Origin of the sequence: Bacillus sp. es.034 (assembly GCF_002563655.1) — a bacterium.
In the GTDB taxonomy this organism is placed as follows: Bacteria; Bacillota; Bacilli; order Bacillales; family Bacillaceae_B; genus Rossellomorea.
Window position 1 is genome coordinate 3,697,386 of record NZ_PDIY01000001.1, and the last position, 22,136, is coordinate 3,719,521.

Here is a 22,136-nt window from a genome sequence, read left to right on the forward strand (position 1 = left end):
CAAGGAGGAAATGATTTTTATGAATACACAATTTGACAAACTTTTCATCAATGGTGAATGGCTTGATGGAAGCAGTGATAATACAATACCGAATCAGAATCCCTATGACCATAATGAAATCGGATCCATTAAAGCTGCCAGTAAAGAAGATCTCGATAAAGCGTATCACTCAGCACAGGAAGCCCAAAAATCCTGGGCAAATGAGCTTCCTCAAACAAAGAGAGCCATTATGGAAAAGGCGGTCTCTGTTGTTGAAGAAAATAAGGATTTAATCATTGAATGGCTCATCAAGGAGTCCGGCAGTACGTATATGAAAGCTGCAGGGGAAGTAACTGTCTCCATTAACAGCATGAAGGAAGCTGCAACGTATCCTTATAGGATGGAAGGGAAAATCCTGCCTTCCCAAGTTCCCGGTAAGGAAAACAGGGTGTACAGGGCACCCCTTGGAGTCGTCGGCATCATCAGCCCATGGAATTTCCCCTTCCATCTGGCTGTACGCTCCATTGCGACTGCTTTGGCTACCGGCAACGGGGTTGTGGTTAAGCCAGCTACACATACCCCTGTGACTGGCGGGTTATTATTTGCAAGTATATTTGAAGAAGCCGGACTTCCCAAAGGACTTCTCAATGTTGTAGTAGGAAAAGGGTCGGAAATCGGGGATGATATCGTTACACACCCCATCCCCCGCTTGATTTCCTTTACAGGATCTACGGAAGTGGGACGCCGCATCGGGGAACTTGCAGGGAAAAACCTTAAGAAAACGGCGTTGGAGCTCGGTGGAAATAATGTCTTTATCGTACTTGATGATGCAGACCTTGATCAGGCAGTTGAATCAGCCCTTTTCGGTAAATTCTATCACCAGGGTCAAATATGCATGAGCATCAATCGGATCATGGTTCAACAAGGGATGTATGATAAGTTCGTGGATGCCTTCGTTTCCAGGGTGAAAGAATTACATGTTGGAGATCCCTCGGACAAAAAGACACATATCGGTCCTTTGATCGATCAAAATCAAGTAGACCGGATATTGAAGGATATTGAAAGCAGCAAGGAAATGGGCGCTGAAGTGGTTCTTGGAGGAAATGCAGAAAAGAACTTATTATATCCCACAGTTCTGACCCATGTGACAAATTCAATGCCGATTGCAAAGAATGAAATTTTCGGACCAGTGGCAGCCATCATTCCTTTCGAATCCGAAGAAAAAGTTGTGGGGCTTGCTAATGAACACCCATACGGCTTAAGCGGCGCAGTCCATTCTTCATCCATCGAAAGAGCGACGAATGTGGCTCATCAAGTGGAAACCGGGATGATTCATATCAATGACGAACCTGTGAATGACGAGCCACATATGCCATTCGGTGGAGAAAAAGATTCAGGGCTGGGACGCTTTAACGGAGAATGGGCCCTTGAAGAATTCACGACGGTGAAATGGGTGGCCGTTCAACATAAAAGAAGGGATTATGGTCCTTTCATTGAAAAAAGATAACAAAAAGCGAGTCATGCCGACTCGCTTTTTTTATGTCACACTTTACAGATCATCAAATCCATTTGCATCCGAAGTTTTCGTGTATTGCCTTGATTTTTGTTCAAAGAAATCGGTCTTTCCCCTATCGACTTCCTGATACGCTATGATCCATTTAAGGGGATTCGTTCTGTACCCCTCGAATGGTTCGTCAAAACCTAATTGCTTCGCTCTTTTATTGGCCATGAACTTAATATAATCCTCCAAATCACTCATCAGAAGCCCTTCCACATGGGATCCAATGATCTCCCTCCCCCATTCCATTTCGAGGTGCGCTGCCTGCTTAAATGTTTCCATCCCGAATGTACGCAGTTCTTCCGTCTGATATGCGGGATTTTCATTCAACACTTCTTTAAATATTTTTTCGAACAAGCCGACATGAAGCTGTTCGTCACGATTGATATAGTTGATCATCGTGCTGGTTGCGACCATCTTTTGATTTCTTGCTAAATGATAGAAAAAAGCAAAACCTGAATAGAAGAACAATCCTTCCAGGACGACATCATAAATGATTGACTTTAATAGATTCTGAACAGTCGGTGATTCAACAAATTCTTTATAGCCATTTGTGATAAATTCATTCCTTTTCAATAGAATGGGATCGTTCTTCCAAAAGTCAAACACTTCATTTTGCTCTCTTTTTGACACGATGCTGGATAACACATAGCTGTAGGAATGGTTATGCACGACTTCCTGCTGTGCCAGGATGATCATCAGGGCGTTTAAACTCGAATCCGTCAGATAATCTGCCACTTTTCCCGCATAATCGGTTTGAACACTATCAAGCAGCGCCAGGAGACCTATGATCTTAAGAAAGGATTCCTGCTCGTTCTCAGGTAAAGTAGGGAACTGCTTAATATCTTTAGCCATATTGATTTCAAAAGGGGTCCAGAAATTCCCGAGCATCCTTTTATATTTTGGGTAGGCCCAGGGAAATCGAACGTCATCCCAGTTTAATATATTGGAACTTTTCCCGTTTACGATACCCGTTGATTTATTTGGGGCCAGTGAATCAATCAGGACCCGCTGTTTCAATTCTTCCATTCTCCCTCTTCCTCCCCTAGCTATGACAGCTTTCGCATTCTTCAAAGTTGGATACGCTCGTTGACCTTACATAATAAGTGGTCTTCAATCCGGACTTCCATGCATCCAGATGAAGATCCAATAAATCTTTAGCCTTGATGTCATTTCGCACATACAGATTAAATGAAATCCCCTGATCGATATGTCTCTGCCTCTTTTTGTTCTGTTCCACACTCCAATGTTGATCCACATGATAAGCGGTCTTGTAATACCAGGTTGTTTCAGGAGACAGATCGGGAGCGGTCACTGGAATCTTGTAATCTTTCTTTTCTTCTGAATACTGGAGACTGAATATCGGATCGATGCTCGCAGAGGAACCCGCAATGATCGAGGTTGAGGAATTGGGTGCTACCGCCATTAAATACCCATTGCGGATCCCTTTGTCTTTAATCCCATCCCTTAATTCAATCCATCTTTCACTTGCATATTCCCTTTTTAGAAAATATTCTCCTGTCGACCAGTCCGAATCGTCGAAATAAGGATAGCTTCCTTTTTCTTTTGCCAGTTCATGGCTTGCCTTTATCGTGTAAAATGCAATCTCTTCATAAAGGGAATCACAATAGTCGACCGCCTGACTGCTTTCCCACTTCAATCCCTTCAAGGCAAGGAGATGATGCCATCCGAATGTCCCTAATCCGATCCCCCTGTACCTCTGATTGGTGATCCGGGCCTGCAGGACGGGAAGATCGTTTAAGTCAATCACATTATCAAGCAATCTTACGGCTATTGACACCACTCTCTCAAGCTCATCATTCATTATGGTCTTGGCTAAAGAAATGGATGCAAGATTGCAAACGACATAATCTCCCGGAGACTTATACGTGACGATCTTCCCATCCCGGATCACCTCTTCTTCCATCACAGTCGCACTCATATTCTGGGCGATTTCCGTACATAAGTTACTGCAGTAGATCATTCCTTTATGAGAATTTGCATTCAAACGGTTTACTCTATCTCGGTAAAACATATATGGGGTCCCCGTTTCAAGCTGGGAGATCATGATCCGCTTAAAAATATCGATTGCCGGTACCACTTCCCTTGAAAGGATAGGATGAGCTACACACTCCCAGTACTTGTGCCGGAATGATCCATCGCCTTTTGTTTCATCATAGAAATCTTCCAATGAATAGCCCATGATAGTTTTCACTTCATGGGGATCGAATAAATACCAATCTTTCCGCTTCTCCACCCGCTCCATAAATAAGTCCGGTATAGAGACCCCTGTGAAGAGGTCATGGGTCCGCTGTCTTTCGTCCCCATTGTTTAACCGGGTATCCAGAAATGGAAAGATATCTTTGTGCCATACGTCTAAATATACGGCAATCGCACCCTGGCGCTGCCCTAATTGATCGACGGAAACAGCCGTATTATTCAGTTGTTTCATCCAAGGTATGACCCCGGAGCTCACTCCTTTAAAGCCCTTTATATTACTCCCTCTGCTACGGACCTTCCCTAAATAAATCCCAAGTCCCCCTCCATTCTTACTAAGAGTGGAAACGTCAGTATTACTGTCATAAATGCTTCTTAAATCATCTTCCACTGTATCAATGAAACAGCTGGATAACTGGCCATGGCTTTTTCCTGCATTTGCAAATGTTGGGGTTGCCACGGTCATATACAAATTGGATAGTGCCCAGTAGGCTTCTTCAATCAAAGAGATTCTTTTTTCTTTTTCCTCATTCATGCATAATGTCATACTGATGACCATAAATCGCTCTTGAGGAAGCTCCAGCACTTTTCCATTATGGGACTTTGTCAAATACCTCTCGGCCAGTGTAACGATCCCTATGTAAGTAAAGAGTTGATCCCTGTTGAAATCCAGTATGGAACCTAAGTAATCAACTTCTTCCTTGCTATATGAATCCAATAGTGACGGGGAATAAAGGTGAGCTTCAGTTAAATCTTTGACCACCTGATAAAATGAGCTTGTTAGATTCTCTTCTGATTTCCCCCTCGAAAAAGAAATGCCCTCATATAAATCCTTGATGTACAAGGATGCTGCCACATAAGTCCACTCAGGTTCGAGCGCGGTGATACGTTCGATCGCTGTCAGGATCATGAAATGATGAAGCTGTTCTTTGGTCCATTCCTCCTGCTGGTTTGCATACTTGGTGATTTTCTTATCGAATTCTGTGAAATCCAGGTTGGGAAACTGTTTGCTAAGGCTGTGGAGAATCCCTTCCACTTCTTTTTGTTTGACCATTGTGAATGTCATGATTCTTTCCTCCCGTTTCTTAATGTGGGAAGGAGTCAAAAAAAGCCCATCCTTCAAGAAGGACGGGCTTTAAACAATACGGAGATATGAATAGACCTAACGCCTATTGTAATCCTCGCTTTATCCTCCCAATTCCCGAAGAAGATAACACGTGTTAAATAAGGCAGGTCTCCTGACTTGCGCTTCACTCTACTCTAAGGCCTTCCCATCGATACGACAGTGGCAGTTCCTTATTTCGTCAGCACATACAGTTGCGGGGACAGCTCCGGATTCTCACCGGATTCCCTTTTAAGTCTCATCAGACACCTTATTTACAGGTTATAATCAATATATAGTTACTAAAATACTATTAGACACCAAATGTTGTGTCCTTAACTATCATATATGATTCAAAATGAATTTACAAGTAAATCTATTCATTTTTATTTTTACAAAAATGGACCATGGAATATGCTTATAATTATTATTTTCCTTGAAAAGGAGAGAAGAAGATGGAATAGTGCCTCCAAACGGACAGTTCTCCGTCCTCATTTACTTATATGTGGGTTGAGGGAAATGGAGTTCATCTCTATAATCCAAATAGAAGGTTGTTTGACAGTATTCTTTGGTCCCCAATATTTTTGATAGGTTGTTTAAATGGAGAAAGACTCGATTTAAACAACCTCTTTTTTTTGAAAGGATGTATGTAATAATCCTTCTGCTTAATCACCATAGTAGAAATGATACCCCCTATATATGTCAGTGTATTAAAGAAGAAACAGCCTTTTACCCGTGTTTCATCCAGATTACAATCAATACTTTTTGACCTAAATGCTTTCTTTTTGCAGGTTTTTCATTTACAATGCCCATTAAGTGATTTTTTTAGAAATCACACCTTAGTTCTGAAAGGAGTCTATTATGAAGAAACTATTAACGACTTTACTAGTAGGATTATTAACAATTGGACTAGCCGCTTGCGGTTCGAATGAGGAGAGCCAAAAAGCTGACGATAAACCAAAAACAGAAGCTTCTGACAAAAAGGCTCAAGAAGAGCAAGCGAAAAAGATGGAAGAAATGCAAAAGAAAATGGATAAACAAAAAGTTGAAAAAGATAAGGTCGTAGCTATCGTCAACGACGAAAAAATCAAAGGTGAAGATTTCAACAATGTGTTGACTCAATCACAGATGCAGTATCAACAAATGGGGCAGGACCCGACAAGTAAAGATGCTGCCAAGAAAATCAAAGATCAAACCATCGATAGCATAGTCGGTCAAACGCTTCTTATGCAACAGGCCGAGGAAAAAGGCTATAAAGCGACGGATGATGAAATCAATAAACAGCTCGAAGAAGTGAAAAAGCAATACAAAGATGAAAAGCAATTCGAAGAAGCAATGAAGAAAGCCGGATTTACCATGGATGAGCTGAAAACTCAAATTGCTGAGAATATCAAGTACACAAACTACGTTGAAAAAGAAATCAAAGTCGACGAAGTGACTGAAGATGAAATGAAGAAGTTTTATGATCAATATGCCAGTCAACAAGGTCAAGATCAAGCCAAGGATGCACCGAAATTTGAAGATGTAAAACCACAGATCAAAACTCAGCTGGAGCAACAGAAAAAACAAGAAAAGCTCGTTCAACATGTTGAGGACTTAAAGAAAAATGCTAAAATTGATGTGAAAATCTAACACAAGTCAGAAAGCCGCCTTCTTATGGCGGCTTTTTTTTGGTCCTATCTTCCACAGGAGGTTTTTCTCCCTGTTCCGGGGGTATGGTATAAGAACCGATCAATTAAAGGAGGATGAGCATCATGACCAAAAGAACAAATCAAAATCCGGAAAATGCCGAGCAGGATCAGGAAAGTATCCTTGATCAGCATGAAAGTGAACAAAATGTCGATCCCATCCCTATCGATGAACTAAAAAAAGACCAACGTGACGAAAAGAAAAAACATGATACCAAAGACGAATAAATAAACCGCCCTGTGGATGATCCACAGGGCGGTTCTATATTATTTAGCCAGCCAATCTGTATGGAAAGTACCTTCTTTGTCTATACGCTGATACGTATGGGCTCCGAAATAGTCCCGTTGTGCCTGCAGCAGATTCGCCGGCAGTGATTCAGAACGATAGCTGTCATAATAAGCTAATGCACTGGCGAGACCCGGTACAGGAATGCCCAGTTTGATGGCTGTTGCCACTACTTCCCTTGCTTCATCCTGATAATTTTCCACAATCTCTTTAAAATATGGATCAAGGAGCAGATTCGTTAAGCTGGGATCACGATCATAGGCATTCTTGATTTCTCCAAGGAAGCCGGCACGAATGATGCAACCGCCCCTGAAGATCATGGAAATTTCACCCGGTTTAAGATCCCAACCGTACTCATCCGACGCCGATTGAAGCTGTGCGAACCCTTGTGCATAAGAACAGATCTTGCTCAAGTACAAGGCTTTGCGGATCATTTCGATGAACTCCTGTTTATTACCTGTAAACTCTTTATTTTTAGGTCCTCTCAGGATCTTGCTCGCCTTCACACGTTCTTCCTTCATGGCTGAAATGAAGCGGGCAAAAACAGATTCAGTGATGATGGATAACGGCACTCCTAATTCAAGGGAACTGATGCTCGTCCATTTTCCTGTCCCTTTTTGACCGGCAGTATCTAAAATGACATCGACAAGGGGCTTGCCTGTTTCTTCATCCACCTTTGTGAAGATATCGGCTGTAATTTCAATCAGATAGCTGTCAAGCTCCCCGGCGTTCCATTCTTTGAAAATTTCATGAAGTTCCGTTGCACTTAACCCCAGCACATTCTTCATTAGATAATATGCTTCACAAATGAGTTGCATATCACTGTATTCTATTCCGTTATGAACCATTTTCACGTAATGGCCGGATCCGTCCGGGCCGATATATGTACTGCATGCATCTCCTTTTACCTTGGCAGCGATGGCTGTCAGGAAAGGTTCGACTAAATCATACGCTTCTTTCTGGCCGCTCGGCATAATCGCAGGGCCGTATAATGCACCCTCTTCTCCACCGGATACTCCTGCACCGATGAAATTGATTCCCTTCTCCTCCAACGCCTTGTTGCGGCGGATGGTATCTTCGAAGTATGCGTTCCCACCGTCGATGAGGATATCCCCTTTATCCAGATGAGGTAGCAATGAATCAATCGCTTTGTCCGTGATATTCCCGGCAGGTACCATGATGAGAATTTTACGCGGTACTTCCAACGATTGAACAAATTCAATTACATCATGTGTTCCAACCATATTTTTTCCTTGATGCTCGTCCAGTACTTCTTTTACCTTTTCATCCGACACATCATATATAGAAACTGAATAGCCCCTGCTTTCAAAGTTTAAGGCGAGGCTCTTTCCCATCACTCCGACGCCGACGACTCCTATTTGTTGTTTTGTCATTACGATCATTCCTTTCAAGTACGAATAAATAGATTACTTCACCGTTATTATTATAATACGAAATAAATTTCCGTGGTGGTTTTTTATGAAATAATATTTTTTTATTTCGTAAAATAGGTTAAAATTATTTTCACAGAAGTCTTACAGGAGGTATTCTACCATCATGGATGAGCAGGCTCAACATTGTTTTCCACGAATCCGGTCCCATTACTCACACTTCAGTGAAAAAGAAAAGATGATTGCTGATTTTATTATTGCTAATCCTGAAAAAATTATCCATTCAACCATCAGTGGGGTGGCAGAAGATCTCGGAATTGCAGATGCCACCGTCTTCCGCTTCTGCAAGCGATTAGGCTTCAAAGGCTACCAGGCGATGAAGATTTCACTTGCTTCTGATCTTGTGGCACCGATAAAAGATATCCACGAGACCATCCAAGAAGAGGATTCTGAAGGGGTCATCGCCCAAAAGGTGTTCAGGTCCAATATGAGGAGCCTTGAAGACTCATTGCGCATCATGAAAGAAGACACGTTCCGGCAAGCCGTTCAAGCGATGCTAGATGCTAGGAGGATCGAATTCTATGGAACAGGCGGTTCAGGATTCATTGCCATGGATGCCCATCATAAGTTTCTCAGAACGGGGATGACCACTAACGCCTATAGTGACTCCCACATGCAGCTGATATCCGCTTCTCAACTGACGGAAGAAGATGTGATTGTGTTTATTTCCCATTCAGGGGCCAATAAGGATCTATTGGAAGTGCTGGAGGTGGCGAAGAAAAATCATGTCACCACAATCGGCATCACTCATTTCGCTAAATCTCCTTTGAGCAGCAGGATCGATATTCCATTATTCACCGTCTCACAGGAAACTGAATACCGCGGGGAAGCCCTTGCGTCAAGAATCAGTCAGCTGAGCATTGTGGATGCCCTCTATGTGAACATCATGAAGAAACGGAAAGATCTATCCAAAACCTCCCTGCAGAAAATTCGCGATGCCATCTCCATTAAAAAAGTATAATAATGAGAGGGACGGACCTGCATAGGTCCGTCCCTCTCATTATTATACATCAAGTCTTTCAATGATTGTGGCATTGGCCATGCCGTGTCCTTCACACATTGTTTGCAGGCCGTATCTTCCTCCCGTGCGTTCAAGCTCATGCATCATGCTCACCATGATCCTTGCTCCACTGGCCCCTAACGGATGCCCGAGGGCGATTGCCCCTCCATTCGGGTTTAACTTGGAAGCATCCGCATCTATCTCCTTCAACCATGCAAGTGCCACCGGAGCAAACGCTTCATTCACTTCAAAAATGTCAATATCCGCGACAGTCAGCCCCGCTTTTTGCAGGGCTTTCCTGGTTGCAGGGATGGGGCCCGTTAACATCAGGGTCGGATCAGACCCCACCACCACACGGGTATGAACCTTGAAACGTGCTTTCAAACCCAATTCTTCGGCTTTTTCTTTCGACATAAGAAGCAGGGCTGCAGCACCATCACTGATTTGACTGGCATTCCCCGCATGAATGACGCCGTCATCTTTGAATGCCGGTTTTAATTTCCTCAGTATTTCGATTGACGTTTCTTTTCTTGGTCCTTCATCTTTCGTGAAGAAGAACGGATTTCCGTCTTCACCTTGTACTTTCACACCATAAATTTCACGATCGAAGCGTCCTTCTTCCTGGGCTCTTAAAGCTTTTTGATGACTATGATAAGAGAACCGGTCTAATTCTTCACGGGTAAAACCATATTTTTCTGCAATTCGCTCTGCTGATAACCCCTGATGAATGATTTCATGCTTTCCCCTTAACTTTTCACTGAAACCTGCCCCTTGATAATTAGATCCAATCGGCGTTCTTGTCATGTTCTCTATCCCACCTGCAATAACGACATCCATATCCCCGGAAAGGATGGCTTGTGAAGCAAAGTGAACGGCCTGTTGACTCGAACCACACTGACGGTCAATGGTTGTGCCGGGCACTTCAATCGGAAAACCCGCTATAAGCGCAGACACCCTGGCAATATCCCCCGCCTGTTCTCCAGACTGAGTAACACACCCAAGAATGACATCATCGATGCAATCCGGATCCACCCCCGACTTCTCTACCAATCCTTTAAGTATCTCACCTGCCAAATCGTCAGGTCTCATCCCCATTAACGATCCTTTTCTCCTTCCAACCGCAGAACGGATCCCTTCAACAATGACAACTTCTCTCATCCCACTCTCCCTTTCTATAACCCCAGATTCTTCGCAATGATCACTTTCATGATTTCATTCGTGCCGGCATAAATGCTTGCAACCGGTATATCCCGATATCGCCTTGCAATCGGATATTCTTCCATATAGCCATATCCACCGTGAAGCTGCATGCAATCTGCCGCAATTTGACGAGCCATTTCTGTCAGCCTATACTTGGCCATGGATACCTTTGTCACCACGTCCATTCCATGCATATGCTCGGCTATCAACCCATCCAAAAAAGCTCTTCCCATTTCAATATCAGTCGCCATTTCTGCCATCTTGAATTGGGTATTCTGAAATTGGCTGACAGGTCTTCCAAAGGCTTGACGGCTCTTCACGTATTCCATCGTAAGGGAAAACATTTCTTCTGAAGCTGTTTGGGCTACAATCGCCACGATGAGCCGTTCCTGCTGCAGCTTATTCATCAAATATCGAAAGCCGTTGCCTTCCTCTCCAATCAGATTCTCTTTCGGTACCTTACAATCTTCAAATATGAGTTCGGCAGTATCCTGACAGTGTAATCCGATTTTATCCAGCTTGCGTCCCCTGGAAAACCCTGGAGTATCCCTTTCAATCGCCAACAGGCTGACACCTTTATGGGGCGGTTTACTGCGAGGATCCGTTTTAACAGCCACAATCACTAAATCACCATGTATACCATTGGTTATAAAGGTCTTTTGCCCGTTCACGATATAATGCTCTCCATCTGGGAGGGCTGTTGTTTTGATGGCGGCTAAATCAGAACCCGCACCCGGCTCTGTCATGGCAATGGCTGTGATCATCTTTCCCCTCGCACATAAAGGAAGCCACTTCTTTTTCTGTTGTATTGTCCCGTACTCTGAAATATAGGGAACGACGATATCATTATGAAGACCTATTCCGATCAATCCGGATCCAACTCTTTCCAATTCCTCATTAATGATGACCGAAAAGGCCCAATCGACCCCGCTTCCCCCATATTCCTCTTCAATATCCGGGCAAAGAAACCCCTGTTTCCCCATCTTTTCCCAAAATGATCTGGGAACCATCCGGTTATGCTCCCACTCCTCATAATAAGGATAAGCTTCCTTTTGCAGAAATTTCCTCAGAGCCTGACGAAATATACTGTGTTCTTCAGTTAAATAAGGATGTTTCATACGTCTCTCCCTCACTTCATATAGGTGGATAAAGGATAGCGCTTACATGTATAATGAATGAATCTACATTCACTCCACTGTCTCCACAGATTATTTAGGCTGCATTCTGATGGCACCGTCCAGTCGGATCGTCTCTCCATTCAACATCGGGTTTTCGAGTATGCTTTTCACCAACTGAGCATATTCAGATGGATAACCAAGTCTTTTAGGGAAAGGAACCATGTTTCCAAGGGAATGTCTTGCCTCTTCTGGAAGGGTATCAAACATTGGGGTGTGAAATAATCCTGGAGCAATCGTCATGACCCTGATGCCGTCCCTTGCAAGTTCCCTTGCAATTGGCAGAGTCATTCCTACAACTCCTCCTTTTGATGCGCTATAAGCAGCCTGACCGATTTGGCCGTCAAATGCGGCTACAGACGCGGTATTCACGATCACACCTTTTTCTCCATGCTCATTCGGTATGTTTTGCATCATCTTTTCTACAGTCATGCGAATGACATTGAACGTACCGATCAAATTCACTTCAATAACTTTGGAAAATTGTTCAAGGGAATGGATGCCTTCTTTCCCCACGACTTTTCCAGGAGGTGCGATTCCTGCACAATTCACAACTGTATTGATTCCCCCAAAATCCTCCAGCACTCTATCAAGGGCTTCTTTGACACTATATTCCTTCGTTACATCTGTTTCAACAAAGCCCATGGAGTCCCCAAACTCTTCTTTTAAAATAGAGCTTCTCTTACCATTGAGGTCAAGGATATACACCTTTCCCCCTTCTTCCATGATTTTTCGTGCCGTGGCTTCCCCCAGTCCGGATGCTCCCCCTGTGATGACGGCCACAGAATCTTTCATCTCCATTCAAATTTCCTCCACTCTGCATACTTATAGTTTTATTTTAGCGTTGGATCCTGGAAAAAGATATAAAGTTTTAAAAATTCCGTCTATTCAACATAAGAGCAGGTCCAGAGACATGAATACGCACAAAAAAAACAGACTCACGAATGAGTCTGTTTTTGAATGTGTAAAGTTAGATTATGCTTTACGTACGTTAGCTGCTTGTGGTCCACGAGCACCTTGTTCAACGTCGAAAGATACTTCTTGACCTTCGTCAAGAGATTTGAAACCTTCACCTTGAATCGCTGAGAAGTGTACGAATACGTCGTCTCCACCTTCTACTTCGATGAATCCGAAACCTTTTTCTGCGTTAAACCATTTTACTTTACCATTTTCCATGTTTGTTGCCTCCTAAAGTGCGTTACACACAATATATTACTATTCTTGCGATATCAGGTGAAAACCAAATCTTGTTCTTCCCTCGTATACCGGACAAAAATAATTCTTCTATAGAATAACAGTAATGAAACAAATAAGCAAGTTCTTGAAGCGGAAGTTTTTAAAGTCAGACCTCTGACATAATTTAACTCCTACTATCGCGGAAGGTTCATTCCACTTTTTAACATGAATGCGTTTCCTTTCTTCGTCCTTCTGGTCCTTTTGGTGGAACGTGATCGTTTTATCAAGTTTATCACTCATGGGACTCTAAAATGGTGGGTAAACTGTGGTATAATGATTAAATATGAAAGGGAGTGCCAAATGAAATCCACAAAAAATCGGTTCAGTAATGGCTCTATGGTTACGATCAAGGAAACAGGAGAAACAGTGACAATATTAAAATGGCAATACGTTAAAAACATGAAGCGATATTCTTATATCGTAAAGGAACATCCAGGCACATTTTATTTTGAAGAAGAATTAGAAGTGAACTAAATACTTTCATATTAATTAATATGATTTTGACAAGGACTCTTACCCGAATTCAGCAGAGTCCTTTTTCAATTCAATCTGTTAACGTCAAAAAAAAGGATGCATCTTATAAGATGCATCCTTTTTTCTATGTATGACCTGTGAGGGATTCGAACCCACGACCCCTTCCCTGTCAAGGAAGTGCTCTCCCACTGAGCTAACAAGTCGCGATGTAAGGTACATATTCTATTATAGTAAATCTTATAGAATTGTCAATGGATTTTTCTAAAGAAATTCACCTTTTCCAGATTTCATGTATAAAGGAACATTCGTTCGCATATAATGTCAATACGTTCAACTGAGAGGGGTTTCCACATGATGAGGATATTAGAGCGATCGTTGATGGATCGATGTCCCATTGAAATTATATACATGACTTCGGAGCTGAAATGCTCGAAAAGGAGAATACTGGTGAAAAGAGTTGAAAAGGATTATATCACAGCTTATTGTTATTTCAGGAAAGCTGTTCGCAACTTCAGGCTTCATGATATCTTAGCTGCATCCCCCATCCTTCTTCATTCTGACCGGACGATATCAAGAGGGGATGACAACAAATAAGAGGCTGTTAGCCCATGAGTGGGGTAACAGCCTCTTATTATGTTATGCCGTTGCTTTTGTTGGTGTTTTATCTTCTCTCTTAATAAAGAATTGCAGCGCAAGCATGATGCCGAATAACACCAGACCGATAATGTCCGACATACCCTCTGGATAAATCAGTAATAATCCGGCTGCTACGCAAAGTAGACGTTCTATGACGAACACTCGTCGGTACCAATACCCGATCATACCTGCCCCGATTGCCATCATTCCCGTTACGGCCGTAAAGACGACCCATAGTAATCTCGGAATGGTTGTATCGATCATTAACAGTTCAGGTGACAGGACGAACATATAAGGGATGATAAAGGCGGCGATGGCCAATTTAGCGGAATTGACCCCTGTCCTTATCGGTTCCCCTCCCGATACCCCGGCTGCTGCGAATGCCGCAAGTGCCACTGGAGGCGTGATATCAGCAATGATCCCGAAGTAAAACACAAATAAGTGAGCCGCTAACTCAGGTGCTCCTAATAATATGATCGCTGGAGCAGCGATGGTGGATGTAATGACATAGTTCGCCGTTGTCGGGGAACCCATACCGAGTACGATCGACGCGATCATCGTGAAGATCAATGTTAGGATCAGCTTGCCTTCTGTTGTATTGGTCAGATCTGCAGCCAGATCCACCAATCCATTTGCCAGTGTCAATCCTAACCCCGTTTTCGTTACAACACCGACGATCATACCGGCGGCAGCTGTCGCCACGGCTACAGACAAGGCAGTTCTGGCGCCGTCAACAAGGGCATCCACAGCATCCTTGAAACCGATCCTTGTATCTTTTCGTATGGCACTGATGACGATAGTGGCAACAATCGACCACAGTGCAGCCCGCATGACACTCATCCCGCTTACCAACAGAATGATGACCGTCAGTATCGGAAGCAGCAGATAAATCTTCTTAAATACTTCTTTACGGTTGGGCATTTCTTCATCTGATAATCCACGAAGACCGATACGCTTCGCTTCAAAGTGAGTCATGATCCAAATCCCGGTAAAATAGAGGACGGCAGGAATCGAGGCAGCTTTCGCAATATCCCAATAGGAAATCCCACCGATAAACTCGACCATAAGGAAAGCGGCAGCTCCCATGATTGGAGGCATCAGCTGACCACCTGTCGACGCAGCAGCCTCTACCCCGCCGGCAAACTCTTTACGGTACCCAAGCTTCTTCATCATAGGAATCGTGAAAGAACCTGAAGTCACGACGTTTGCGACCGAACTCCCACTGATCGTCCCTTGAAGGGCACTGGAGAAAATGGCAACCTTTGCGGGACCTCCGACACGTTTCCCGGCAATGGACACGGCCAAATCATTGAAATATTGTCCGACGCCGGTTTTCACCAGGAACGCTCCGAATAACAGGAACAGGAAGATGAAGGTGGCTGATACATATAGGGGCGTACCAAGGATCCCTTCACTTGTAAAGAACATCGTTTTCACGATATCGTCCCAGTCATATCCTCTGTGGGCAAGGAATCCAGGCATCAATCTGCCATAATACATATACAGGATGAAGGCAGAAGCAATGATGGTAATCGGCAACCCTACTGCACGACGGGTTGCTTCAAGTACAAGGATCATGGCAGCGAAACCGACATAGAAATCAAGGGAGGTCATTAATCCCACCCTGCTGACGATGTCATCCTGCATGATCGGCCAATAAGCACCGATCCCAATCGAGATGACTGAAAGAACAACGTCATACCAGGCGATCTTATCCTTCTTCAGATTCTTCTTCCGGGCAGGGAATAAGAGGAACACTAAAGAAAGTGCGAACCCTAAGTGAATGGATAACAATAATTGCCTAGGGATGAATTGAAAGATGGATGCGACTAATTGAAATAATGAAAATGCCAATAATCCGAAGAATATGATCCATTTAAATATCCCGTGATGGAATTTTCTTGTAGATGATTCGGGATCATATTTCTCTAGTAACTCTTGTTGTTGTTCTGCAGTCAATGATTCAAATTCTTTATCTTTTTCCAACTACAGTCACTCCTTTCCACTGGTCATAAAGTGATTGTTTCATAATTTGAACGCGAACGACGGAGCCTTTATCAAAATAGTCGGCTAAAGGATATTCCTTTTCGTCCATCACAAGGCGGTGATTGGCGACGACCTGTCCGATCCGGATATCAATGAATGGGAACACTTTATCCATATTAGAAATTAAATATTTGCCTTCCTTCGTCACTTCAAAGGTTTCATTGCCCTCTGCATTGGCCGGCATTCCAATGGCAGTATCTTCATAGAGTAATTGGGTTTGTTGAATTTGATTGGCAGATGTTTGATGGTAAAATTCCTCTACTTCTGATAAATGAATAGAGTGTGTATAGCGAACCGAAAATGAATGATCCTCAGGAAGACTGAAAAGGACCGGGTCCCCCGTAGTACTCCTCGGTTCTATCACTAAAAAAGTTTGTAAGGGTATAAAAAGGATGATTCCGACACAAAGAATAAGGAGAATCGCACCTATGAATGAAAATTTCTTCATCAAGAATTCCCCACCATTCCATTTATTGTCCGTTTTCTTGTTTTCTTAAAGGCTTGGAATTAGCTTAAACCAAAACAAAAGAATAGACCATATTAAGCGGCCTATCCCTTCGTCCATCTTCTGGTGTGAAACTATTCCATTGAAATTCCTTTTTCATCAAAGTATTTCTTTGCACCAGGATGTAATTCGATTCCCATACCTTTAAGTCCATCTTCAGCTTTGATCAGCTTCCCTTTGGCGTGGGTGATTTTATCCGTGTTTTCAAAAATGGCTTTTGTTACATCGTAGATGACATCTTCAGAAATGTCGGCGTTCGTCACAAGCATGGCACGAACGGCAACGGTTGTCACAGCTTCATCCACTTTACTGTAAGTTCCAGCCGGGATTTCATCTTCTGAGTAGTAAGGATACTTCTCGATCAATTCGCTGACTTTATCTGACTCAACAGGTACGATTGTGATGTCTTCTGTCGCAGCCAGACCTTCAACCGCTCCAGTAGGAGTACCCGATGTGATGAATGCAGCATCGATCGTGCCATCCTGGATCCCAGTCGTTGAATCATCAAATGATAGATTACGAGCTTCTAAGTCTTCCAGCTTAATACCATGAACCTCAAGGATTTGAGTGGCATTCAGTAAGGTACCAGATCCAGCTTCACCTACAGAAACGACTTTCCCTTTTAGATCTTCCACTGATTTGATACCTGAATCCTTCGTTGTCACGATCTGGATTGTTTCTGGATATAGTGTCGCAATACCTCTTGCGTTCTCTACCTTGTTGTCCTTGAACATTTCTGTACCTTCAGACGCGTAAGATGCAATATCCGTTTGTGTAAAAGCGATTTCAGTTTTGCCGTCTTTCACAGCGGCCATATTCTCAGCAGATGCACCTGAAGTGGATGCTGAAGACTTGATTCCGGTTTCATCTTCGATAATCTTAGCGAATGTTCCGCCCAACGGGTAATATGTACCCCCTGTTCCACCTGTAGCAATTCCAATGAAGTCAACCTCTTTGTTACCTTCACCATCAGATGATGAACCTCCACCTGATCCGCCGCCACATGCAGCAAGAACGACAGATAGAACTAGAAGTAGTGCAGTGCTTAGAAATAAACTGCGTTTTTTCATATTCTAATTCCCCCCTATTAAATTTTATACGTTAACGAAATAATTGTAACACAATCTGTAACAATCTTGTCAAATCAAATACATAAACTTTTAATGTTTTTCATAAAAAACCTTATTATACAGAGCCCTTGCCTACAATCCCCTCTACCCTGAACCTGTTAATGTATAAGAAATGTATAAAGCGGTTGCAGGAAATACAGCCCATTTCACCTGCCGTGTATATTTGTCCACACAAAAAGGACTGAAGATGAATTCACATTCTCCAGTCCACAGCTGTTATATATCAGGTTGTCTATCAGCCGATTAATTCCTCGTCCTCAAACTTCAACTTATCTTCTTCGGAAATATTCTCTTCACGGTCCCTCAAGCTATGGGCAATCCTTGAAGATGCATTTGCAGCGATGCTTGCTACAATATCATCTAAAAAGGTATGGACACCCTTTCCGTTTTTCGTATCCAATTCACGGATGATGCCTATCTTATTTTTGTCAAGATGACCAAAAGTGGTCACGGCTATGCTTCCATATCCAAGGGCAGCCCCCAGTGCGATGGTCTCATCGACTCCAAACAAGCCCTCATCCGTTTCCACGATTGATTGAAGAGGTTCAGAAAGCTTCTTCTCTTCAGCCAGCTGATCCAATTCCACCCCGACAAGGATGGCATGCTGTATCTCCCTTTTTAATAAGACTCTTTTCACACTATCAATACAATCGTCCATCGTAAGCTCATGATTATATGGATACTGCATTTCAAAGACGATCTCGGCTATATCTTCTATGGTCACTCCCCGATCTTTCAATCTTTGGAGTGCAGCTTTGGTAACATCTCTTGAATGAACAGGTTTATTCATGGTTATTCCCCCTTCTAAACAGCCCTGATTCTATAAAAATTATAACACTCTTTTGAATTTTCGTATTGCAATCCGCTTTTGGGAATTCTGAAAGAGATTATGGTACAATCTTTCTGTAAACGTTAACAATGATCCTAGGAGGCTATCGTCATGACAACTGTAAGAGGAACTGTAACCGAATTAAACCTCTTTAGCAAAGAATTAAACGAAGAGATGAAGATGCTGGTTTATTTACCGGCAACCTACTCTCCCCTTTATAAATACACCCTGCTCATTGCACAGGATGGCAAAGATTACTTCCAGCTGGGAAGGATCCCCCGACTCGCGGATGAACTGCTTTCAAAAAAGGAAATCGAAAATATGATCATAGTGGGGGTCCCATACAAGGACGTAGAGGATCGCAGACGGAAATATCATCCCCACGGTGAGGAAAACGATGCGTATATCCGCTTTCTGGCACATGAACTGGTCCCCTATTTAGATGAGCATTATCCGACTTATCATATAGGGATGGGACGTGCCCTTATCGGAGATTCATTGGGTGCAACCGTGTCTTTGATGACTGCATTGAAATACCCGAACACATTTGGCAAGGTTCTCCTTCAATCTCCATTCGTCAACGAAAAAGTCCTTGATGCCGTGGAAGACTTCACACAGCCTCATCTGCTTAGCATTTACCATATAATAGGCAAGCAGGAAACCGAAGTGAAAACGACAGATGGAAAAGTTAAGGACTTCTTGAAACCAAACCGACAGCTTCATGAAACATTCGATCAAAAAGGATTCAGTTCCTTTTACGATGAATTCGACGGGGACCACACATGGAAGCATTGGCAGCCTGATTTAAAACGTGCATTGAAGTTGATGTTTTAGCTTATTAAAAGGCAAGGGGGCCCCCTTGTCTCTCAGATAAGCCGTAAGCTTCAGTAATCATCCCATTGCTCTTTCGTTCGCCCTATATTAAATTTTTGAAAAATTTGCTATACTATACATATGACAATGATAGTTAAATAGAGGAGGATTGAAGAAAATGAATTATGGTATAGTCATTTTCCCATCGAAAAAGCTTCAAGATATCGCGAACTCTTATAGGAAACGCTATGATCCTCATTACGCATTGGTTCCGCCGCATTTGACATTGAAAAATGTCTTTAGTGCAGACGACGATCAAATTAAAGATATCGCAGGAAAGCTTTCCGTGATTTCCAAGAAATACGATCCATTTAATTTAAAGGTGTACAAAGTAAGTTCCTTTCAACCTGTAAACAATGTGATTTATTTCAAAGTCGAGTCAAATCCTGAACTACAAGGGTTGCACGATGACATGCATCATCAGAACTTCATGGGTGACGAACCGGAGTTCGCTTTCGTTCCTCACATCACGATCGCCCAGAAGCTTTCCAATGATGAACATTCGGATATTTTCGGCTCATTGAGCATGCTCGGGATCGATCACGAGGAAACAATCGACCGTTTCCACTTACTTTATCAGTTAGAGAACGGCTCCTGGACCGTATACGAAACGTTCCGATTAGGGAAGGAACAGTAAACCGTGAATGTCGAAGTTGCCAAGTCAGAAGATCAGATCCAAGAGGTATTCCATATACGAAAGAAGGTCTTTGTAGAGGAACAGCACGTTCCCCTGGAAGAAGAAATCGATGAGTATGAAAACGAATCCACCCATTTCGTTCTCTATGCTGAGGACAAAGCGGTCGGGGCTGGGCGGTTTCGCATTCTAGATGGAGTTGGAAAAGTAGAAAGGATCTGTGTCCTTAAATCCATCAGGGGGAAAGGTGCAGGGCGTGAATTAATGCTTGCGATAGAAGAGTATGCGAAGCGGCAGCCATTATCACAATTGAAATTAAATGCCCAAACCTATGCCATTCCTTTTTACGAAGGATTGGGATATCAGGTTACTTCCGATGAATTCCTCGATGCCGGCATCCCTCATAAAACCATGAAAAAAACCATTTGAATAGAGCAGAGCGTCCAGTTTCAGGCCTGGATTCTCTGTTCTTTTTTGTTTATCCCTTCGTATATTCACCATCCATCCCGGCGATAATGGTGAAAGGTATGGAAAAGGGGGGACGTCATATGGAAATCAAGTCCATTGCCATCGAATTGATCGTTGGATATTTTGCACTACTCATTTTGACAAAAATCCTCGGAAAAACACAAATCACGCAAATATCAGCCTTTGATTTCATTTCCGCTTTAATTCTTGGTGAACTCGTGGGAAACTCCCTTTATGACGGGAAAACAACCGTCTTCCAAATTCTCGCCGCCATTTCAATTTGGGGGAGCCTAATCTTCATTACTGAATTCTTCACTCAAAAATCAAGGCGGTTCCGACATATGCTTGAGGGGACCCCTTCATTGATCATCAATAAAGGACATATCAATTATAAAGAACTCAAAAAAAATCATCTGGATTTGAATCAGCTTCAGCATTTACTCCGGGCAAAGGAGGTATTTTCAGTTAGGGAATGTGAATATGCCCTTCTTGAATCAGACGGAACGTTGAGCGTCATCCGTAAGCCGCTATATGATATGGTGCAACGACAGGATCTTCAACTCCCAATCAAGGCTGCCACCCTCCCTCTTTCCTTTATTGTAGATGGTGAAATCGTCTATGATAACTTAACCCTCGCCGGACAAGAGGATACTTGGTTATTGAATGAAATAAAAAAACAAGGCTTCCATTCCTCCAAAGACGTCCTTTACGCAGAATGGGAGGATGGAAAAACCTTGTTGGTACAAGGATACTAACGGGGTTTAATGATCAGTTCATTGTTTTGAATCAAAAAGGACAAAAGTTTCTTCCGTTCAAGACTTGTCAGGTAGGCCGTGACCGATGTTCTGAATAGCAGCCATTGCCCCACATTCGAGACGTTGATACTATGTAGTTCCAAGTATTCCCTCATGATATGATCAAATGTCTTTCCGTTAGGGTTTGTATTTACCACAGCTAAAAGGGAGTTCATTCTTTCTTCATGTAGTTCGATGTTTTCCTTTACTGTTTGAGTGAAGTCTTGTTCAAATCGGCCATGACCAGGAATCGCTCCTTTACAGGATATGTGAAGGAGTTTTTCTAACGATTCCACTGTAAGGTCTGCATCCACAATAAAGGGGATCACATGCTTCTTTAACGTCTCACTTCCGAAATAACTGTCCGCTGCATATAAGATACCATCAACCAGAAGACCCGCCTGACTATGCGAATGCCCCGGTAAATCAATGACATCAAAGGTAAACGGACCAATGGTGTTTTCTCCCGTTACTAGTTCTCCATCCACCTCGACTGCCTGTCCCTCAAGAAATTTATTCCTTAAATCCTTTATAGGAACAGCCCCATTGAACAAATAAATGGGTTCTAATATGGAATTTTCTATGATGGCTTTCTCAAATCTCAGGGCATACAATGAAATATCATACTTAGTCTTAAGGTAGTGGGCACCCCCAAAATGATCGGCGTGGGCATGGGTGATCACACAATAATCGAGGGGAAGCCCCTCTCCCTCCAACATTCTCATTACCTTCTTTACAGCCGAATCATCCAATCCGCTATCGATTAAAAGCCCCTTTCCATCTTTTACACAATATCCAATCGTAACCGCACCGGTAAATGCAAAGCAATGTTCTGTGAATTTCTGTAGTTTCAAG

22 protein-coding genes, 1 tRNA gene and 1 riboswitch are annotated in these 22,136 nt (G+C 42.9%); of the genes, 10 read left to right on the plus strand and 13 right to left on the minus strand.

The genetic code is table 11. From position 1 onward, the window contains the following. The first annotated feature begins 19 nt into the window (after window positions 1-19). Window positions 20-1,486, plus strand: a complete 1,467-nt coding sequence (locus ATG71_RS18830) for an aldehyde dehydrogenase family protein (protein WP_098440986.1) — start codon at window positions 20-22, stop codon at window positions 1,484-1,486. Between the two features lie 42 nt (window positions 1,487-1,528). Here the strand turns inward: ATG71_RS18830 and ATG71_RS18835 are convergent, their stop codons facing one another. Both ATG71_RS18835 and ATG71_RS18840 read right to left on the minus strand, forming a co-directional pair. Then, window positions 1,529-2,566, minus strand: a complete 1,038-nt coding sequence (locus ATG71_RS18835) for a ribonucleotide-diphosphate reductase subunit beta (protein WP_098440987.1) — start codon at window positions 2,564-2,566, stop codon at window positions 1,529-1,531. A 16-nt stretch (window positions 2,567-2,582) separates the two neighbouring features. Then, on the minus strand, window positions 2,583-4,844 hold the full coding sequence (locus ATG71_RS18840; protein WP_483295346.1) for a ribonucleoside-diphosphate reductase subunit alpha: 2,262 nt from the start codon (window positions 4,842-4,844) through the stop codon (window positions 2,583-2,585). 121 nt (window positions 4,845-4,965) lie between these two features. After that, window positions 4,966-5,145: riboswitch (cobalamin riboswitch) on the minus strand. Window positions 5,146-5,717: 572 nt separating this feature from the next. On the opposite strand from ATG71_RS18840, the gene ATG71_RS18845 reads away from it, so the two are divergent. Together ATG71_RS18845 and ATG71_RS23480 are read left to right on the plus strand one after the other, a co-directional pair. Then, window positions 5,718-6,488, plus strand: a complete 771-nt coding sequence (locus ATG71_RS18845; RefSeq protein WP_060670177.1) for a SurA N-terminal domain-containing protein — start codon at window positions 5,718-5,720, stop codon at window positions 6,486-6,488. Window positions 6,489-6,610: 122 nt separating this feature from the next. Beyond that, window positions 6,611-6,772, plus strand: coding sequence for a hypothetical protein (locus tag ATG71_RS23480; protein ID WP_167562134.1), 162 nt, complete (start codon window positions 6,611-6,613; stop codon window positions 6,770-6,772). Window positions 6,773-6,811: 39 nt separating this feature from the next. Here ATG71_RS23480 and gndA read toward each other — a convergent pair whose 3' ends face one another. Continuing rightward, complete coding sequence (gene gndA, locus ATG71_RS18850; protein ID WP_098440989.1) at window positions 6,812-8,224, minus strand: NADP-dependent phosphogluconate dehydrogenase; 1,413 nt, start codon at window positions 8,222-8,224, stop codon at window positions 6,812-6,814. Window positions 8,225-8,387: 163 nt separating this feature from the next. On the opposite strand from gndA, the gene ATG71_RS18855 reads away from it, so the two are divergent. Next, complete coding sequence (locus tag ATG71_RS18855) at window positions 8,388-9,242, plus strand: MurR/RpiR family transcriptional regulator (protein ID WP_098440990.1); 855 nt, start codon at window positions 8,388-8,390, stop codon at window positions 9,240-9,242. Window positions 9,243-9,284: 42 nt separating this feature from the next. On the opposite strand, the gene ATG71_RS18860 is transcribed toward ATG71_RS18855, so the two are convergent. The 4 genes from ATG71_RS18860 to ATG71_RS18875 form a co-directional block, all read right to left on the minus strand. Continuing rightward, window positions 9,285-10,439, minus strand: coding sequence for a thiolase family protein (locus ATG71_RS18860; protein WP_098440991.1), 1,155 nt, complete (start codon window positions 10,437-10,439; stop codon window positions 9,285-9,287). 14 nt (window positions 10,440-10,453) lie between these two features. After that, the gene (locus ATG71_RS18865) at window positions 10,454-11,599 is read right to left on the minus strand and encodes an acyl-CoA dehydrogenase family protein (protein ID WP_098440992.1); all 1,146 of its coding nucleotides are present in this window, start codon (window positions 11,597-11,599) and stop codon (window positions 10,454-10,456) included. Window positions 11,600-11,689: 90 nt separating this feature from the next. Beyond that, window positions 11,690-12,457, minus strand: a complete 768-nt coding sequence (locus ATG71_RS18870) for a 3-hydroxyacyl-CoA dehydrogenase (protein ID WP_098440993.1) — start codon at window positions 12,455-12,457, stop codon at window positions 11,690-11,692. A gap of 174 nt (window positions 12,458-12,631) precedes the next feature. Beyond that, window positions 12,632-12,832, minus strand: coding sequence for a cold-shock protein (locus ATG71_RS18875; protein WP_034763533.1), 201 nt, complete (start codon window positions 12,830-12,832; stop codon window positions 12,632-12,634). Between the two features lie 360 nt (window positions 12,833-13,192). On the opposite strand from ATG71_RS18875, the gene ATG71_RS23485 reads away from it, so the two are divergent. After that, window positions 13,193-13,366 (plus strand): hypothetical protein, encoded by a 174-nt coding sequence (locus tag ATG71_RS23485; RefSeq protein ID WP_167562135.1) that lies wholly within the window; start codon window positions 13,193-13,195, stop codon window positions 13,364-13,366. 131 nt (window positions 13,367-13,497) lie between these two features. Here ATG71_RS23485 and ATG71_RS18880 read toward each other — a convergent pair. After that, window positions 13,498-13,569, minus strand: a tRNA-Val gene (locus ATG71_RS18880). A gap of 244 nt (window positions 13,570-13,813) precedes the next feature. Between ATG71_RS18880 and ATG71_RS23490 the strand changes: the two genes are divergently transcribed. Then, window positions 13,814-13,960 (plus strand): hypothetical protein, encoded by a 147-nt coding sequence (locus tag ATG71_RS23490; protein ID WP_179886581.1) that lies wholly within the window; start codon window positions 13,814-13,816, stop codon window positions 13,958-13,960. Window positions 13,961-14,002: 42 nt separating this feature from the next. Here ATG71_RS23490 and ATG71_RS18885 read toward each other — a convergent pair whose 3' ends face one another. The 4 genes from ATG71_RS18885 to ATG71_RS18900 form a co-directional block, all read right to left on the minus strand. Continuing rightward, window positions 14,003-15,988, minus strand: a complete 1,986-nt coding sequence (locus ATG71_RS18885; RefSeq protein WP_098440994.1) for a TRAP transporter permease — start codon at window positions 15,986-15,988, stop codon at window positions 14,003-14,005. Then, the gene (locus ATG71_RS18890) at window positions 15,975-16,496 is read right to left on the minus strand and encodes a DUF1850 domain-containing protein (RefSeq protein ID WP_098440995.1); all 522 of its coding nucleotides are present in this window, start codon (window positions 16,494-16,496) and stop codon (window positions 15,975-15,977) included. The genes ATG71_RS18885 and ATG71_RS18890 overlap by 14 nt, the downstream gene beginning before the upstream one ends. Before the next feature lie 131 nt (window positions 16,497-16,627). Further along, a complete protein-coding gene (locus ATG71_RS18895; protein ID WP_098440996.1) occupies window positions 16,628-17,623 on the minus strand; it encodes a TAXI family TRAP transporter solute-binding subunit in 996 nt (331 codons plus the stop codon). Between the two features lie 295 nt (window positions 17,624-17,918). Then, on the minus strand, window positions 17,919-18,473 hold the full coding sequence (locus tag ATG71_RS18900) for a phosphatidylglycerophosphatase A family protein (RefSeq protein ID WP_098440997.1): 555 nt from the start codon (window positions 18,471-18,473) through the stop codon (window positions 17,919-17,921). A 150-nt stretch (window positions 18,474-18,623) separates the two neighbouring features. Between ATG71_RS18900 and ATG71_RS18905 the strand changes: the two genes are divergently transcribed. The 4 genes from ATG71_RS18905 (at window position 18,624) to ATG71_RS18920 (ending at window position 21,242) form a co-directional block, all read left to right on the plus strand. Then, the gene (locus ATG71_RS18905) at window positions 18,624-19,346 is read left to right on the plus strand and encodes an alpha/beta hydrolase (RefSeq protein ID WP_098440998.1); all 723 of its coding nucleotides are present in this window, start codon (window positions 18,624-18,626) and stop codon (window positions 19,344-19,346) included. A 157-nt stretch (window positions 19,347-19,503) separates the two neighbouring features. Beyond that, window positions 19,504-20,022 carry a YjcG family protein gene (locus tag ATG71_RS18910; protein WP_098440999.1) on the plus strand — a complete coding sequence of 173 codons (519 nt, stop codon included), beginning with the start codon at window positions 19,504-19,506 and terminating at the stop codon, window positions 20,020-20,022. A gap of 3 nt (window positions 20,023-20,025) precedes the next feature. Beyond that, window positions 20,026-20,448, plus strand: a complete 423-nt coding sequence (locus tag ATG71_RS18915) for a GNAT family N-acetyltransferase (protein ID WP_098441000.1) — start codon at window positions 20,026-20,028, stop codon at window positions 20,446-20,448. A 119-nt stretch (window positions 20,449-20,567) separates the two neighbouring features. After that, window positions 20,568-21,242 carry a DUF421 domain-containing protein gene (locus tag ATG71_RS18920; RefSeq protein ID WP_098441001.1) on the plus strand — a complete coding sequence of 225 codons (675 nt, stop codon included), beginning with the start codon at window positions 20,568-20,570 and terminating at the stop codon, window positions 21,240-21,242. On the opposite strand, the gene ATG71_RS18925 is transcribed toward ATG71_RS18920, so the two are convergent. Further along, on the minus strand, window positions 21,239-22,135 hold the full coding sequence (locus tag ATG71_RS18925) for an MBL fold metallo-hydrolase (protein WP_098441002.1): 897 nt from the start codon (window positions 22,133-22,135) through the stop codon (window positions 21,239-21,241). The genes ATG71_RS18920 and ATG71_RS18925 overlap by 4 nt on opposite strands. Window position 22,136 lies beyond the last annotated feature (1 nt).